Source organism: Rhodocaloribacter sp., assembly GCF_056451265.1.
On sequence record NZ_JBWOPL010000072.1, the window covers coordinates 1 to 15,811 of the forward strand.

Genomic DNA, 15,811 nt, shown 5'->3' on the forward strand with positions numbered 1-15,811 from the left:
GATGCCGAGGATGTCGGACTCGCGCATGATGAGATAGTCCTCACCGTCGAGCTTGATCTCGGTGCCGGCGTACTTGCCGTAGAGCACCGTGTCGCCTTCCTTGACGGTCATGTCGATCTTCGTGCCGTTCTCGACGCGCCCCGGACCGACGGAAACGACCGTCCCGCGCTGGGGCTTCTCTTTGGCCGTGTCGGGGATAAAGAGGCCGCTCGCCGTTTTTTCTTCGGCGGGTTCCGGCTTGACCACGACGCGGTCTCCGAGCGGTTTGATGGACATATGGTGTACCTCCTGCTTAGATCGATGTAACGCTTGAAAAGAGGGGTGGTGATTTCGGGTTGTTAGCACTTCCCCGTGGAGAGTGCCAACCTGCGGGGCAAAAAAAAATGCATCCGAAGATGAACCGCTGCGTATAAACCGACCCGCTCGGCGACTGTTCCGTAAAGGGGGGAAGGGACATGCGCGAAATCGACCTGAATAGCCCCGATAAGCGCATTAATTTTCCATGAACGGCCGAGAGCACCCATGATAGACCTTCCCTCAGGTCGACGCTTCGGAGAGCTCAAGATCGGAATGTCCAGATTGGAATACGGAGAGGCGGCGCGGTCTCGGTTCTGGTGGGGATGGATGCTTGCGCTCGTGTTCACGGGACTGCTCGTCGTGCTGGTGACGTTGCCGCCCTTCGTGGGAGCCTCCACGCGCTCGCTCCTCATGACGGGTTTCTCGGGGGTCTGCCATCAACTCCCGGATCGCTCTCCCCGGATCGACGGTGTGGCGCTGGCGGTCTGCCACCGATGCTATGGCATCTACTGGGGGCTGTTCCTGGCCGTAGTCGCCTTCCTCGTCATGCACCGCTGGGATGCATTCCTGTATCGCCGTGCGCCGGTGGTGCTGGCCGCTTCGCTGGTCCCGCTCAGCATAGATTGGCTCGGCGACGTGCTCGGCTTCTGGACGAACACCCCGCACAGCCGACTGCTCACGGGACTGGTCTTCGGCATCGTGGCGGGGTACTTCGTCGCGCGGGGCGTGATCGAGATCGTTCTCTCCAGAGCCGCCCGGACGCGCGTTCCTCCGGAGCAGGAAGCATGAGCAGACCTTGTCCCCGGAAAGGGATGCCCGGGGCGTCCGGCACGCTTTTCTTTCCACGGGCCGCTTGCTATTTTCTATCTCCCTTCCGCGTGTTTCGCATCGGCAAAGAGGGGGGATGTGTGTTCCGGCGATGCGTCCGAACCTTCTTTAACCGGAAAAACTATGCACAGCAAACAACAATCGATTCTTCTCGGCGGGCTCGTAGTGGGTCTTCTGAGCACCTCGTACCTCGGTCTCATCAACATGGCGTGTTGTGCGGGGGTCTTGATCGGGGCCGTCGTGTCCGTCTGGCACTACACCGATACGTACGACCTGACGATTCCCGCCGGACAGGGAGCGTCCATCGGGGCCATGGCTGCCGTCGTGGGAGGGCTGATCGCTTTCGTGCTGAACTTTATCCTCATGAAGATGGGCATTCGCGCCGATCAGGTCGTCGCGGAATTCATGCTTGAACGGTTTAGAGAGAACATGCCGGCCGAGCAGTATGAGGAGGCCATCGCAAAATTGAACGAGCCGGTCACGATCTCCAACTATCTCAAGTCGCAGTGGTACGGTGCAAACCTGATCATTTATGCCGTATTCGGAGCCATCGGCGGGGCCATTGGCGCAGCCCTTTTCAAGAAAGGCGGCGAGACGCCGGAAGAGGCGATTTGACCGAAGGCAATGATCGTTTTCAGGCCTCTCCGGATCACCGGAGGGGCCTTTTTTCCGGTTATCGGCGTCGACGGCTCAGCGGCGGGCCGAGAACTTCGGTGAGGAGAATGGCTTCACGCGCGGAGTCGGCCTCGCGGAGATGTTTCCGAAGTCGGGAGAGCGGGATCGGTTGAGGAGTCGGTCGGCGGAGGAAAGACGGGGCCACGTCAGTCAGACCGGGAGGCGGAGAGGGTTTCGGAGAGGAAGCACGCGCTCGTGGGGCGGTTTTTTTCGGGAGGGAGGGCGCGGGTTCCGGTGCGTGCCGGGGCGTCTCGGCGCCGAGGGCCTGACGGATCTCACGAAGCGCCTCTTCGAGGGTATGGCGCTTTTCCGTTCTCGCGGGGGGGACTTCCCCCTCGGGGAGGGGAAGCGGCTTCTTCTGCCGACGTTTCTTCCCGAGCACCTGAAGCACCAGATAGGCGACGAGCAGGAAGAGCCAGAATACGTTTTCGAAATCCATGTTTTCGGGTGAGGGCAAATGGATGTGGAGGGCAATGTACGGAGAAGAGGGGGAAACGAAAAGCCCGCGCCCTCGCGAGCGAGGCGCAAGGCGCGGGCATACTTCAAACAGAGTGTGAGGGATTGCGACGTTCGTCCATCAGGCGTTCGATGAGGCGGCGATTGGCGCGGGGGAAGGCGTACTCCGGCAGGGCCTCGACGGCGACCCACCGCACGGGTTGCCCTTCGAGGGATTGCGGGACGCCCGCGACGTGACGGCACTGGAAGGCGTGAAGCGTGATCTTGAAGTGCGTATAGGCATGGGAAAGTCGGTGAAAGGCCGATTCCACCGCCACGTCGATGCCGAGCTCTTCCCGCACTTCGCGTCGGCAGGCTGCTTCGAACGTCTCGCCGGGTGCTACCTTGCCGCCCGGAAACTCCCATAACCCGCCGAGGAGGCCGTCTTCCGGGCGTTTCTGGATGAGCACCTCGCCCGAGGCATTGAAGATCAGCCCGACGGCGACGTCGAAATGGGGGCGTGGCGCGCTCTTCGAACGCACGGGATAGGCTTCGGGAGCCCCTTCGGCGAACGCGCCGCATACCTCTCGGAGCGGGCAGGCCGGACAGCCGGGCGCAGAGGGTGTGCAGACGGTCGCGCCGAGTTCCATCATCGCCTCGTTGAATATTCCCGGGAGCGAGTGATCGAGGAGGGCGTCGGCGAGGGTTTGAAGGCGCTTGCGGACGGCGTGAGACCGGGCGTCTGCAGGGATGGTGAAGACGCGGGTGAGCACGCGCGTCACGTTGCCGTCAAGGGCGGCGTGGGGCCGGCCAAAGGCGATGGAAAGCACGGCCGCCGCCGTATAGGGCCCGACGCCGGGGAGTTTTCGGGCCTCGGCATACGTGTCGGGAAAGCGTCCCTTGAAGTCATCGACGATCATGCGGGCAGCCCGGTGGAGATTGCGCGCGCGGGAATAATAGCCGAGTCCTTCCCAGAGTCGGAGCACGTCGTCGAGAGAGGCTTCGGCGAGGGCGTGAACGGTTGGGAACGCTTCGATGAAGCGGTAATAATACGGCGTTGCCTGATCGACGCGGGTCTGCTGGAGCATGATCTCGGAGATCCAGATTTGATATGGATCGTTCGTGCTCCGCCACGGCATTTCTCGAGCGGATCGGCGAAACCAGGCCATCAACGCTTGCCTGAAAGCGCGCAGGTGCGCGTCGCTGAGCGTGGGAGTTGAGCTCATGGGGCAGATCGGCGCGGGTAGAAGTAGAGGCGGGCGGGGATGTCGTTCCGTTCTTCGCTCAGCGTGAAAAAGCCGCTTCCGTCGGCGGCCCAGGCGACGGCCTCCCCCTGCGGCTCGACGGTGTAGGAAACCGCCGTGGGAGCACGGGAAAACAACGGAGCATTCGGACCGGTGCGTGTCCACAAAAACACTTTCGTGTACGTCTTGACCAGCGTTTCAAGGCCGGAAGGGGAGATGTCGCCGCCCACCGCGCCCTGTCCGGGACTCCCCATGCCCGGGACGGGATCGAGCGTCAGGGTCGTCACTTTCTCCATCATGATCGGCGTGGAGATCGGCTGTGGAAAGGGAGCACGATAGACGTTGACCGTCGTGCTCCGCTTGGTGACGACGTACAGATCTCCGGTCGAGGGCTCGACCAGGAGCGTCTCGGCGTCAAGGCGGCCGTCGGGGTAGCGGAGCATGATCGTTTCTACGTCGGAGACCGTCGTGTCGATGGGTGCTCCCGAAGATGGGAGGCGGGGTTCGGGGAGGCGGTAGACGTATTTCACGTCACGCACTCGGAGGTTGTCGCCGAGGTCGCCCACGTAGAGGTAGGCGCGTCCATGCTCCGGACCCGGCCCGATGGCGATGTCCTCCCAGTCCACCGCCGTGATCCCGGCCAGGTGGACGATCCCCCGGTGTTCTCCGTGCATGCCCATAGCGAACAGACGAGCTTCGTCGCCCGAGTCGTTGTGCGTCCAGAGCACCTCTTCATTCACCTGCCCTGCGACGAGCCCGGAAGCCTCCCGGAGCTCATCGTATGCGACGAGCCCCCGATCCTCGCGTGGGCCAAACGTCGGGGTTTCAGACGCCGGAAGAGGCACATCGGATGAGGGTTCCGGCTCGACGTTGTGGCTGCTCGAACACGAAAAAACCATCAGCCAGGCAACGGAAATCAAAAGACGAACAGACATGGGAGAACGGCTTATCGAGGAAAAACCGAATACATTGAACGTGGAAATCCCTCAAACCCTTCATGCCCCGCTTTGTTTGCGCGGCGCCGGGTGAAGTCCATCGCGCATGGGGGATCGCCGGGAAACGCCCCTGAACATGCCGAAAATGATGAAAACCCGTTTTCGAACGGGAGCGGGAGCCAGGATTGCCTCGATGAACAGGCGTTCCCCAAGTGTGCTTAAATAACCGTGTCGAGGGTGGAGCCGGGATCGGAAAAGCATCCTCGTGCGCTTCTTTCGGGGGATGGGAATAAGGGTCTGGTTATGAGTAAAAGGAGAGAAGGCGGCGCTTTCGGGAGTCCGGCTGCGCCCCGCTGCGTTTATACCTGAACTTGTAGAACCCGCCCAACGGGAAGGCCGATGCGCGACGCCCTTTTCAGTCACGAGCAGGCGCGTGCCTTTTATGACCGCTTTGGCGCACGGCAGGACTGGCAGCGCTTTTACGAAGACGATGCCGTCGAGGAGATGCTCCGTCACATGGCGCTTCATGAGGCGCGCAGCGTATGCGAGTTCGGCTGTGGGACGGGCCGGCTTGCGGAAACGCTGATGCGGGAACGCCTCCCGGAGCGCGCGCGCTATCTTGGTGTAGACGTCAGCGCCACCATGGTCGCGCTGGCGCGGAGACGGCTGGCGCCCTTCGGGGATCGCGCCGAGGTGCGACTGACCGACGGCGCGCCCCGCCTGGATCTCCCCGACGCCGGCGTGGACCGTTTCCTCTCGACCTACGTGCTGGATCTGCTGGGCGCGGAGGACATCCGGACGCTCCTTTCCGAGGCGCATCGTGTGCTCGAACCGGGCGGGCGGCTCGGCCTCGTGAGCCTCACACGCGGAACCACCCTCGCGTCGAAGCTTGTCATGAAAGGGTGGACGTTGCTGCACCGCCTGAGTCCGGCGCTGGTGGGCGGCTGTCGTCCCATCACGCTCGAAACGTACGTCGGCGGAGTATGGGACGTGCGGCATCGTGCGACGGTCGTGCGCTTTGGGGCGCCCTCCGAAGTGCTCGTCGCGGTAAGACGCTGAAACGGGACACCTCCCACGAGGCGCTTCAGCCGTCATTGGGGACGGCGACCCGGGAGGTACGGAATCCGGCTCATCGGGGCGCCCCGTCATCTTTTCCGAACAAATCTTTCCTCGACGGGAACCTCGCTCGCAATGGCTGGTTCGCTGACTCTCTTAACATCCTTTATACACCTCACTGTCTCGCCTTCATTCCCCCTTTCGATCGGTCTCTTTGGGACGACTCCGTCTCTTCGGGATGCTCCAGGTTGGTTATGTCAGGCGTGCTCAGTGAAGACACCCAAGGTACTATGGCACACGGTAAAGTAAAATGGTTCAATGCTGAGAAAGGCTTCGGCTTCATTGAACCCTCCGACGGAAGCAAAGACGTTTTCGTCCACCGCAACAACGTTGAAGGTCTCGGCTGGGACGACGGCCTCCGTGATGGAGAAGAAGTTGAGTATGATGTGGAGCGTACCCCGAAGGGATTAAGCGCAACCAATGTTCAGCGCGTGGACTAATCGTTCACACGTTGCATAGCAGTACGGCGAAAAGCCCGGTCATCTGGCCGGGCTTTTCGCGTTTGAGGCGGGAGGTGCGTACCGGGAACGGCTAGGCGTCCGCGTTCCCGGAGGTCACGGCGCCGTGTGCAATGGCGCGGATCTCTTCGCGGTTCCACCGCATGACGATGGGCAGCCGTCGTCCGAGACCGAACGCCTTCGAACTGACGCGAAGGCCGGGCGGCGCCTGCCGCCGCTTGTACTCGTTCCGATCCACCATGCGAAGGATGCGGAGCACGAACTCCGGCGCGTGCCCGGTGGCGTCCACGATGGCGTCGAGGTCGAGGCGCTCTTCGATGTAGAGGCGGAGGATCTCGTCGAGGATGGGATAGGGCGGGAGCGCGTCGGTGTCGAGCTGGCCGGGGCGAAGCTCCGCCGAGGGCGGCTTCATGATCGTGCTTATGGGGATGACCGCCCGCCCGGCGCGCTCGTTGATGTGCAGCGCGAGCTCGTACACCTGCGTCTTGTACACGTCGGAGAGGACCGCCAGCCCGCCGCTCATGTCCCCGTAAAGCGTGGCGTATCCGACGGACATCTCGCTCTTGTTGCCCGTCGAAAGGACGAGATAGTTGAATTTGTTCGAAAGCGCCATGAGCGTCACGCCCCGCACGCGCGCCTGAATGTTCTCTTCCGCCGTACCCGGCTCGGTTCCCCGGAACTGGTCCTCGAGCATCTTCTGAAACGCCTCGACGGCGGGCGTGATGGGGATGACGGGGCACGGGATGCCGAGGTTTTCGGCGAGCGCGAGCGAGTCCTCCACGGAGCCGGGCGAGGAATAGGGTGAGGGCATCGTCACGCTGCGGACGCGCTCCGGGCCGAGGGCGTCTACGGCAAGGGCGCACGTCACCGCCGAGTCGATGCCGCCGGAGAGGCTGACGATGACCTTGTCGAAAGCGCCCGTCTTGTGGAAATAGTCCCAGATGCCGAGCGTGAGCGCGTCGTGGAGGTCGGCTGCATCTTCGTGCCGGAGCGGGCAAGGGCCGGTCTCGACCTCGGTGTCCCAGAGGAGGAGGGCCTCCTCGAACGACGGCGCGCAAAGCAGCCGCGTGCCGTCGGCGGCGTGGACGCGGCTGTCGCCGTCGAAGATCACTTCCGTGTTGGCGCCCACCTGATTGACGAGGACGAAAGGCGCCCCGTGCTCCCGGCATATTTCCTCGACGATGCCGTTCCGAAGCGCGTGCTTGCCCAGTGAGAACGGCGAAGCGCTGATGTTCACGAAGAGGTCGATGCCCATCGCCGCGAGTTCATCGATGGGGTTTTCCTCGTAGAGGTGATAGTCGGCATACTCCTCGTTATTCCACATGTCCTCGCAGATGTGGAGGCCGAGACGCCGGCCGCGCCAGACGACCACGTGTCGCTCTCTGGCCGGCTCGAAGTACCGGTACTCGTCGAAGACATCGTAGGTCGGGAGCAGGGTCTTTCGGACGGAGTCGACGAGGTCGCCGTTCTCGAAGAGGAGCGCCGTGTTGTAGAGCCGCTTGCCGACGCGGTCGGGGTTGGGCACGGGCGCGCCCACGATGACGCCCGTATCGTCGGGGACCTCGCGCGCGATCCCATCGAGTGTGCGCTGCACGGCTTCGATGAAGGAGGGGTTCTCGAGGAGGTCGAGCGGGGGGTAGCCCGTCACGCAGAGCTCGGGAAAGATGACGAGGTCGGCCCCCTGCGCACGAGCGCGGCGGGTGGTCTCCACAATGCGCCGGGCGTTGCCCCGCAGGTCGCCGACGGTCGGGTTGATCTGGGCAAGCGCGATTTTCATGCGAAAGGATCTCCGGGTGGGCGTCGAGGCACGGAGCGGTTCCGGCTTCGACAGGGACGAGAGCACGAGCGTGCTCACACGAACGAAGGGGCGGCAGACTACGTTCCGTTCCCTTTTTCCGGAAAATATTCCTCTCCGGGAGGAGCTGTGGAGACGCCGTCCTCCGCTCTTTCGTGTTTCCCGGCGGCGGCGCGCGCGCCGGAAGCCCGTTTCCGGCGCGCGCGCATGGGAGATAATCCCATTTTTCCGAAAAAGTGAGCGAACGGGGGAGAACGGCGTCAGATTTGACTATATATTCGCCGCCTTCGCCCATTGCAATCTTTTCCTGATGACATCGTTCACCCGTTTCTCCGTCCGGCGAACGCCGGCATGGTTGGAACTCATTCTGCTTCTGACGTCGTTCGCGCTCGCTTTTGCGGGGGAGAGCCGGGCGCAGGGACTCGATCCCGACCGGGACATCTCCCGGTATGCGCATGACGTGTGGACCACGGACGAGGGGCTGCCGCAGAACTCCGTCAATGCCCTGGTGCAGACACGAGACGGCTACCTCTGGATGGGGACGTATGAGGGACTCGCGCGTTTCGACGGCAATCGCTTCACCGTTTTCGACCGGAAGAACACGCCCGCTTTCCGCGACAACGTGGTGTATGCGCTTCTGGAAGACCATGAAGGAACGCTCTGGATCGGCACGCAAACGGGAGGGCTCATCGCCTATCGGGACGGCCTCTTTCGGAATTATACGGCGGAAGATGGGCTCGGCGGAAACTTCATCACGGCCCTCGCCGAAGGGGCAGACGGGGCATTGTGGGTCGGCGTGCAGGGGAAGGGCGTCGTGCGCTTTCAGGATGGCGTGTTCACGCCGTTCACCGCCGCCGACGGGCTGCCGGGCGACGCCGTGGTGGCGCTTTACGTGGACCGGAGCGGCGCCCTCTGGATCGGCACGAACGGTTCGGGCGCAGGGCGGTATGCGGACGGCGTCTTCACCACGTACACGACCGCCGACGGTCTGCCGAGCAACGTCGTGTGGGCCATCCGAGAAGACCACGAGGGACGGCTGTGGATGGGCACGCGCGGCGGCGGACTGGCGCGCTTCGAGGACGGCGTCTTCACCACGTACACGACCGCCGACGGCCTCTCCTACGATCACATCAACACGATCTATGAAGACAGCCGGGGAACGCTCTGGATCGGCACGGACGGCGGCGGGCTGACGCGCCTGCGGGAGGGACGCTTCGACACGCACACGACCCGGGACGGGCTCTCCGGCGACGTCGTCTGGTCGATCCTCGAGGACCGGGAGGGCAACCTGTGGGTCGGCACGCTCGGCGGCGGCCTCAATCGGTACAAAAACAGCCGGTTCTCCGTCTGGGGCGCTCCGGAGGGCCTCGGCGACGATCGCGTCCGTCCGATCCTCGAAGCAAGCGACGGCAGCATGTGGATCGGCACGATGAACGGCGGGCTGGCGCGCCTGAAGGACGGCGAACTGCGCGTGTATACGGAGGCGGACGGGCTGGCGGGCAACTCGATCTGGGCGCTGTGCGAAGACCGGACGGGCGCGCTCTGGATCGGTATGAGGCGCACGGGGCTGGCGCGCTTCAAAGACGGCGTCTTCACCAACTATACGACGGCCGACGGCCTCGGCAACGATTTCGTCCGGGCCCTCTATGCGACCCGCGACGGCGTTCTATGGATCGGTTCGAACGGAGGCGGCCTGCAGCGTTTCGAGGACGGCGTCTTCACCACGTATACCACCGCCGACGGCCTGCCGAGCAATACCCCGTGGACGTTTCACGAAGACCGGGAGGGCAACTTCTGGATCGGCACCCGCGGCGGCGGCCTGACGCGCTTCGAGGACGGCGTCTTCACCACGTACACGACCGCCGACGGTCTGGCCGACGACTTCGTCACCACCATCTTCGAAGACACGGACGGCGTGTTATGGCTCGGAAGCTACGGAAAGGGGCTCACCCGCTTCTCGGATGAAGGGTTCGCGGTCATCACCGAAGCGGATGGGCTCTTTGACGATGTGGTGCACGGCATCCTCGAAGACGACGAGGGCCGTCTGTGGATCAGCAGCAACCGGGGGCTGTATTTCGTCTCCAAAGCGGACCTCAATGCTTTCGCTCGGGGCGAGCGGGATGCGGTGCGCGCCGTCGCCTTCGGCAAGGAAGACGGGCTGCGAAGCGTGGAGGGCAATGCCGCACAGCCCGCCGCCTGGAAAAGCCGGGACGGCAAACTCTGGTTCGCGACGATGTCGGGGGCGGTGGAGGTGCAGCGAGAAGACGTGCGGTACAGCTCCGAAGGACTGCCGGTAGTCATCGAGCGGGTGATCGTGGGGGATACCGAGATGGATGTGCACGCGGGCAAAATCGTCGTGCCGCCGGGAGAGGACAAGCTCGAGATCCATTACACCGTGCTCAGCTTCAGGTCGCCGGAGAAGATGCGCTTCCGGTACCGACTCGACGGCTACGATGCGGGTTGGACCGCGGCCGGCACGCGCCGGGCGGCCTATTATACCAGCCTCTCGCCCGGCCCTTACCGGTTTCGCGTGATCGCCGGGGACGCGGCGGGCAGGTGGAGCACGGATGGTGCGGCGCTGAGCTTTTATCTGGAGCCGTATTTTTATCAGGAGCCGTGGTTTTTCGTGATCATCGGGCTGTTGCTTTTCGTCGGGCTCGGGGGAGCGCTCCGGCTCCGCATTCGTCAGTATGAGCGGCGGTCGGTGGAGCTCGAGCAGGCCGTGCGGGCGCGAACGCTCGAACTCCGGCGGAACGCTGCCGAACTCGAAGCTACCGTGCGCGACCTCGCGCGGGAAAAAGAGAAAGCGGAAGCGGCGACGCATGCCAAAAGCGCCTTCCTCGCCAATATGAGTCACGAGATCCGCACGCCTATGAACGGCGTCATCGGTATGACGAGTCTCCTGCTCGATATGGAATTGAACGACGAGCAGGCGGAATGCGTCGAGACGATCCGCGCCAGCGGTGAGAGCCTCCTCACGCTCATCAATGAAATCCTTGACTTCTCGAAGATCGAAGCCGGTCAGGTCAAGCTCGAGTCGTTCCCCTTCGATCTGGTCGCGTGCCTGGAGTCGGCCATGGACGTGGTGGCGGTGCGGGCTTGCAAAAAAGAACTCGACCTGGCCCTCCGCATCGCTCCGGACGTGCCCCGGCGTATCCAGGGAGATGCGACCCGACTGCGGCAGATCGCGGTCAATCTGCTTTCGAACGCGATCAAGTTCACGGACGAGGGCGAGGTGGAGATGACGGTGGATCTCGCTTCGGCAGGGGAGGGGTCGCTCTTGCACGTGGCCGTGCGCGACACCGGGATCGGCATCGCGGAGGATCGGCGGGATCGTCTCTTTAAAGCCTTCTCGCAGCTCGACAACTCCACGACGCGCAAGTACGGCGGCACCGGGCTGGGGCTGGCAATCTCGAAGCGCCTGTGTGAAAAAATGGGCGGGGAGATCTGGGTGGAAAGCGAGGAGGGCAAAGGCTCGACGTTCCATTTCAGCTTCCGCGCCGAGCCCGTCGAAGCCGGGGACGAAGCGGAGGAGACGCGCCCGCTCGCCGGTCGCCGCGTGCTCCTCGTCGACGACAACGAAGCGGCGCGCACGGCGCTCGTGGAGATGACCGGAGCGTGGGGCGTGGAAACGCTGGCCGTCGGTGCGGGGAAGGAGGCGCTCCGGCTCATCAGCGAAGCGCCGGTCTTCGACGCCATCGTGCTCGACATGAGGTTGAAAGACCTCGACAGCCTTTCGGTCATCGAGGTGCTCCGTCTCCATCCCAAAGGCCGCCGGACGCCGCTCATCCTGCTCAACGACCTCTGCCGCCGCATCGACACGAAGGCAGTGCCGGGCACGTATCCCGTGTCGAGGCCGGTTCGTCGCGCCGACTTCTACGACGCCCTCGTCGCCGCTTTTGACGCCTCTGAGCCTATCTCGCGCCGTCCCTCGCGGCGCACCGCGTTTGATCCGGAGATGGGACGACGCATGCCCCGGCGGATCCTCGTGGCCGAGGACAACCTGGTCAATCAGCGCGTGATACTCCGCCTGCTCGAACGCCTCGGCTACCGCGCCGATGTGGCCGTGAACGGTGAGGAGGTGCTTCGGGCGCTCGAGAAGGTGCCGTACGATGTGGTGCTGATGGATGTGCAGATGCCCGTGATGAACGGCCTCGAAGCCACGCGGCGCATCCGGGCGAGTCGCGGGCCGGAGGGAGGTCCGCACATCATCGCGCTCACGGCCAACGCCATGGAGTCGGATCGACGGCAATGCATCGAAGCGGGCATGGACGATTACGTGAGCAAGCCGCTTCAGCTTCAGATGCTCGTGGCTGCGCTCGAACGGTGCCGCTTGCCCCCGCGGACGCCCCTGGATGAGCATGCCGGGTGAGCGGCGCCAACCGTCATCGCCAACCGGATGCGGGTGCTCGACGCGCTACCCCGGGCGGGCGTCGAGCACCCCATGGGCACGGCCTCCCCGCAACGCTACCGTGCGCCCGGCTTCCGGCTTCACCGCGAGCCCGAACGCATGATGGTCGCGGGCATGACGCCCCGTATGAGGTGCTCCGATCCGCGCGTGCGATCCCCCTCGCCCCGGCGAATCGTGCGCCGGATGAGGGGATCGTCTCCGCTCAGGCTTCGACGGACGGGGCTTGATAACTCGCCGCAGCCAATTCGAGCGAATCGTAGCTCTCAAAGACGGGTCCGAGCAGCCGCGTCATCAGAAAGAGGTTGCGGATGCGCTTCTTCATGTTGGCCAGGCGAATGTCGCCGCCGACGCGCCGCATGGAGGTGAGGCCGGCGATGAGCAAGCCGATGGCCGTCGAGTCCATCAACTCGGCTTCGGCGAGGTCGAGGACCAGATGCGTTTTTCCCTGCGTCTTGCAGTCATCGAGAATGCTCTTGAAACGGTCGCCTTCGAGGCTGCCGAGGAATTTCCCCGAGATGCCGATGACCGTGGCGTGATAGGTGTCTTTGACGTTGAAGCTCATGGCTGTTTCGAGTAGGTGGACGGACTGGAGTTTGAGCCGGCGGGATTTCTCCGACCTTCTTCAGGGAGACATACGTCTTTTCGTGAGAGAAGGGGTCATGCGCCGCTTCGGCCCTCATCCCGGCAGCGTGACGACGAACGCCGCGCCCCGGCCCGTCGCGCGCTCGAGCGTGAGCGTCCCGTTGTGCCCCTGCGTCACGATGTCGTACGAGAGGCTCAGCCCCAGACCCGTCCCCGAGCCCGCCGGCTTCGTCGTGAAAAACGGCTCGAAGATGCGGTCCCGCACCTCCTCGGGGATGCCCGGCCCGTTGTCGGCCACACGGATCGCCACGGTCTGGCCCGTGCGCCGCGTCGAGACCGTCACCCGGGGCTGGCGCTGTCCGTTCCGGGAGGCGGCGTGCTCGTAGAGGGCGTCGAAAGCGTTGCCGAGCAGGTTCAGCAGCACGCGCCCGATTTCCTGCGGCATGAGCCTGGCGGAGCCGGCCTCCTCGTCGAAGTCGCGGACGATCTCGGCGTTGAAATCGGGCACGCGGGCGCGTTGTCCGTGATAGGCGAGGCCGAGGTATTCGTCGACGAAAGCGTTGAGGGCCACCGTCTCATGCGTGCCGCCGCTGCCGCGGGCGTGCTGCATCATCGCGCGCACGATGCCGTCGACGCGCTTGCCGTGCTGGGCGATCTTCGCGGCGTTTTTTTGCAGGTCGTCGAGCAGTGCGCAGGCCTCGGCGGTGTCGCCCGCTTCGAGGACTTCGACGGCTTCCTCGGCGAGTTCTTCGTTGATCTCGGCAAAGTTGTTGATGAAGTTGAGCGGGTTTTTGATCTCGTGTGCGATGCCGGCCGTGAGTTCGCCGAGCGAGGCCATCTTCTCGGCCTGAATGAGCTGTGCCTGGGTCGTCTGCAAGTCTTTGAAAGACCGCTCGAGCTGGGCCGTGCGTTCGGCGACGAGCGCTTCCATCTCCCCGTTATACCGTTTCAGAGAACCCGTCATCCGGTTGAAATGCTGGGTCAGCCGACCGATCTCGTCGTGCACGCCGACGGGCACGTTGCCCGAGAGGTCGCCCGCGTTGACGCGTTGCACCCCGTCGATCAAGCGTTCCAGGGGTTTGACGAGGCTGCTTCGGAAGATGAAGGGGAAAATGCCCAGCACGAGGAACGTGGCTCCCAGCACCAGCCCGATCAACGGCAGTACGGCCCGATGCGCTCGTCGCCGGAAATCCCACTCGAAGTTTTCGATACGGGCCGAGCCGACCGGGATGCGGTAGGGAAGGCCCCGCGCCAGTGACGCCGAGGTGAAAGGGGGCGAGCCCGGCATGAGCCCCCGCATCCCATCGACGGGCGCGACATCCACCCGGTCGTAGACCATGTCGATGATGCCGCTTCGGTGCAGAACCATCTGCACGGTGTGGAGATCTTTCGTGATGCGTTGCGGCACCTCGTGCCACGTAAGCACCACGCGATCCGGCGCTTGCCGGAAAAAGACCCCGCCGCCCGCCGAGGGGTCCAGGTTGACGTAGAGGGGGGCGAGCTTGGCGAGGTCGTTGAAGAAGTACTCGGTGCGATATCGGGGGCTCGCCTTCCGGTAAATGGGTTCTTCGAAGGTGGCGATCCCGTTCGCGCTGACGAAGAGCCGGTCATAACGTTTGCCGAAAAAGGGGAACGAAAAGCCGAAGGACATCGGTTCGGCGGTGTCGTCGCCCAGTTGAAGGTCTTCGCCGAGATCGCTCTCGTAGTGATAGGGAAGAGCCGTCGCTACGTAGCCTCCCGCGGCCGATGGGATGAAGCGAAGCGCCTGACGGGGCGGGAGATCGGTGGCAAAGTCTTCGACCGAGAAGCCGTTGAGCACATTCACCACGGACGTCAAAAGCGCCAGCACCGTGACGAGGGAGAGGCCGATGAGCTTGACCTGGAAACTGGTAGGCTCGGGAGCATAATTGAGGTAGACTACGACGATGCCGAAGAAAAAGCCGAACCCCGCCGCAACGAAAAGCAAGGACCCGCCCATGCCCGCCAGACCAAGGGCCGCCGATGCCAGGAGCGACATGTTGATCAGGGCGAAGGCCCGGAATGCCCGCCGCGTTTGAGCGGTCTGCTCGGACGGCGGCTGCCGTGCGCTGTGTCGCCACTTACGCAGGAGCACGCCCGTCGTCCACAGGAAAAAGCCGAGGTAAAGCAGCAAGGAAAAGGTCAGCGCCGAGGCCCAGAGACCGGTCGCGGCGAGGCTTGCGAGCAGAAGCGCGGCCGTAACCGCAAGCACACGCGTCGCTTCGCGGGGGAAGGGGTTGACCAGAAAACGATAGGCAAACTGGAGATAGGACCAGTAGAACAACCCCGCGCCGATCATGAAGAGCTGGCCTGAATCGAGCCACTGCGAATCGGGGAAGATGAAGAGTGATGCCGCAAGGAAGCCGTACAGGGTGCAGAGCGCAAGGCCGCTGAAGGCGACCGCCAGCCACCACGTCGCGTCGCTTTTGGCCCGCACGCTGAGCAGGTAGGCGAAAACCGTGAGGCTGAGAAGGCACAGGGTCAGAAAGGGGACCGAGGCGGGGGCGAACAGGAAGTCGATCATTGCATGCCGCACGGTTTGGGGAGGCGTTCCTCCGGTGGAAGGTGCGCCGGGGTCGTCCGGGGAGGCTCTTTCGAGTCATCCGCGACGTGTGGGCATCGCCGGTCGGTTGCGCCTCGCGATAGGATTGCGGCTCGACGGGTGCTCCGTTGCATCCGGTTGTACGTCGGTGCGATGTTTAAGATTAGGCCTCCGGATAGAGAAACGTCATTGCTGGAGAAAAGGGGTCAGGTTTCCTTCTTCTCTCATCCCGGCACCGTCACCACGAACGCCGCGCCCTTGCCCGGCGCGCTCTCCACCGTGAGCGTCCCGCCGTGGCCCTGCGTCACGATGTCGTGCGAGAGGCTCAGCCCCAGGCCCGTCCCGCTGCCCGTCGGCTTCGTCGTGAAAAACGGCTCGAAGATCCGGGCCTTCACCTCCTCGGGGATGCCCGGCCCGTTGTCGGCCACGCGAATCTCCACGGCCTCGCCCACCCGCCGCGTCGCGACGGTCACCT

13 protein-coding genes are annotated in these 15,811 nt (G+C 63.9%); 5 read left to right on the forward strand and 8 right to left on the reverse strand.

The genetic code is table 11. The annotated features are described in order from the left end of the window. The coding region (gene groES, locus AC1HIY_RS13260) for a co-chaperone GroES (RefSeq protein ID WP_479577228.1) at positions 1-345 on the reverse strand (345 nt) is incomplete at its 3' end. A gap of 225 nt (positions 346-570) precedes the next feature. Here groES and AC1HIY_RS13265 point away from each other — a divergent pair. Continuing rightward, positions 571-1,086, forward strand: coding sequence for a DUF2085 domain-containing protein (locus tag AC1HIY_RS13265; protein ID WP_479577229.1), 516 nt, complete (start codon positions 571-573; stop codon positions 1,084-1,086). Positions 1,087-1,248: 162 nt separating this feature from the next. Then, a complete protein-coding gene (locus AC1HIY_RS13270; RefSeq protein WP_479577230.1) occupies positions 1,249-1,740 on the forward strand; it encodes a DUF4199 family protein in 492 nt (163 codons plus the stop codon). Between the two features lie 58 nt (positions 1,741-1,798). On the opposite strand, the gene AC1HIY_RS13275 is transcribed toward AC1HIY_RS13270, so the two are convergent. From AC1HIY_RS13275 to AC1HIY_RS13285, 3 genes are all read right to left on the reverse strand, one after another. Continuing rightward, positions 1,799-2,239 (reverse strand): hypothetical protein, encoded by a 441-nt coding sequence (locus AC1HIY_RS13275; RefSeq protein WP_479577231.1) that lies wholly within the window; start codon positions 2,237-2,239, stop codon positions 1,799-1,801. A gap of 103 nt (positions 2,240-2,342) precedes the next feature. Next, positions 2,343-3,461: an A/G-specific adenine glycosylase gene (gene mutY, locus AC1HIY_RS13280; RefSeq protein WP_479577232.1), complete on the reverse strand. Its 1,119-nt coding sequence runs from the start codon at positions 3,459-3,461 to the stop codon at positions 2,343-2,345. Next, the gene (locus tag AC1HIY_RS13285) at positions 3,458-4,414 is read right to left on the reverse strand and encodes a hypothetical protein (protein WP_479577233.1); all 957 of its coding nucleotides are present in this window, start codon (positions 4,412-4,414) and stop codon (positions 3,458-3,460) included. Before AC1HIY_RS13285 ends, mutY begins: the two co-directional genes overlap by 4 nt. 399 nt (positions 4,415-4,813) lie before the next feature. On the opposite strand from AC1HIY_RS13285, the gene AC1HIY_RS13290 reads away from it, so the two are divergent. Both AC1HIY_RS13290 and AC1HIY_RS13295 read left to right on the forward strand, forming a co-directional pair. Beyond that, positions 4,814-5,473, forward strand: coding sequence for a class I SAM-dependent methyltransferase (locus AC1HIY_RS13290; RefSeq protein ID WP_479577234.1), 660 nt, complete (start codon positions 4,814-4,816; stop codon positions 5,471-5,473). A 287-nt stretch (positions 5,474-5,760) separates the two neighbouring features. Then, complete coding sequence (locus tag AC1HIY_RS13295; RefSeq protein ID WP_479577240.1) at positions 5,761-5,970, forward strand: cold-shock protein; 210 nt, start codon at positions 5,761-5,763, stop codon at positions 5,968-5,970. Between the two features lie 91 nt (positions 5,971-6,061). On the opposite strand, the gene AC1HIY_RS13300 is transcribed toward AC1HIY_RS13295, so the two are convergent. Then, the gene (locus AC1HIY_RS13300) at positions 6,062-7,765 is read right to left on the reverse strand and encodes an NAD+ synthase (protein ID WP_479577235.1); all 1,704 of its coding nucleotides are present in this window, start codon (positions 7,763-7,765) and stop codon (positions 6,062-6,064) included. 328 nt (positions 7,766-8,093) lie between these two features. Here AC1HIY_RS13300 and AC1HIY_RS13305 point away from each other — a divergent pair, with 328 nt between their 5' ends. Next, on the forward strand, positions 8,094-12,155 hold the full coding sequence (locus AC1HIY_RS13305; protein ID WP_479577236.1) for a two-component regulator propeller domain-containing protein: 4,062 nt from the start codon (positions 8,094-8,096) through the stop codon (positions 12,153-12,155). 241 nt (positions 12,156-12,396) lie between these two features. On the opposite strand, the gene AC1HIY_RS13310 is transcribed toward AC1HIY_RS13305, so the two are convergent. The 3 genes from AC1HIY_RS13310 to AC1HIY_RS13320 form a co-directional block, all read right to left on the reverse strand. Further along, complete coding sequence (locus AC1HIY_RS13310) at positions 12,397-12,756, reverse strand: STAS domain-containing protein (protein ID WP_479577237.1); 360 nt, start codon at positions 12,754-12,756, stop codon at positions 12,397-12,399. A gap of 114 nt (positions 12,757-12,870) precedes the next feature. Then, the gene (locus AC1HIY_RS13315) at positions 12,871-15,318 is read right to left on the reverse strand and encodes a sensor histidine kinase (protein ID WP_479577238.1); all 2,448 of its coding nucleotides are present in this window, start codon (positions 15,316-15,318) and stop codon (positions 12,871-12,873) included. Positions 15,319-15,560: 242 nt separating this feature from the next. After that, on the reverse strand, positions 15,561-15,811 hold a 251-nt coding region (locus AC1HIY_RS13320), incomplete at its 5' end, for a sensor histidine kinase (RefSeq protein WP_479577239.1).

What these genes read in the sequence shown, in the direction of transcription:
- AC1HIY_RS13265 (WP_479577229.1), top strand. Translation starts at nt 571, where the DNA reads ATGTCCAGATTGGAATACGGAGAGGCGGCGCGGTCTCGGTTCTGGTGG.
- AC1HIY_RS13270 (WP_479577230.1), top strand. Translation starts at nt 1,249, where the DNA reads ATGCACAGCAAACAACAATCGATTCTTCTCGGCGGGCTCGTAGTGGGT.
- AC1HIY_RS13275 (WP_479577231.1), bottom strand. Translation starts at nt 2,239, where the DNA reads ATGGATTTCGAAAACGTATTCTGGCTCTTCCTGCTCGTCGCCTATCTG.
- mutY (WP_479577232.1), bottom strand. Translation starts at nt 3,461, where the DNA reads ATGAGCTCAACTCCCACGCTCAGCGACGCGCACCTGCGCGCTTTCAGG.
- AC1HIY_RS13285 (WP_479577233.1), bottom strand. Translation starts at nt 4,414, where the DNA reads ATGTCTGTTCGTCTTTTGATTTCCGTTGCCTGGCTGATGGTTTTTTCG.
- AC1HIY_RS13290 (WP_479577234.1), top strand. Translation starts at nt 4,814, where the DNA reads ATGCGCGACGCCCTTTTCAGTCACGAGCAGGCGCGTGCCTTTTATGAC.
- AC1HIY_RS13295 (WP_479577240.1), top strand. Translation starts at nt 5,761, where the DNA reads ATGGCACACGGTAAAGTAAAATGGTTCAATGCTGAGAAAGGCTTCGGC.
- AC1HIY_RS13300 (WP_479577235.1), bottom strand. Translation starts at nt 7,765, where the DNA reads ATGAAAATCGCGCTTGCCCAGATCAACCCGACCGTCGGCGACCTGCGG.
- AC1HIY_RS13305 (WP_479577236.1), top strand. Translation starts at nt 8,094, where the DNA reads ATGACATCGTTCACCCGTTTCTCCGTCCGGCGAACGCCGGCATGGTTG.
- AC1HIY_RS13310 (WP_479577237.1), bottom strand. Translation starts at nt 12,756, where the DNA reads ATGAGCTTCAACGTCAAAGACACCTATCACGCCACGGTCATCGGCATC.
- AC1HIY_RS13315 (WP_479577238.1), bottom strand. Translation starts at nt 15,318, where the DNA reads ATGATCGACTTCCTGTTCGCCCCCGCCTCGGTCCCCTTTCTGACCCTG.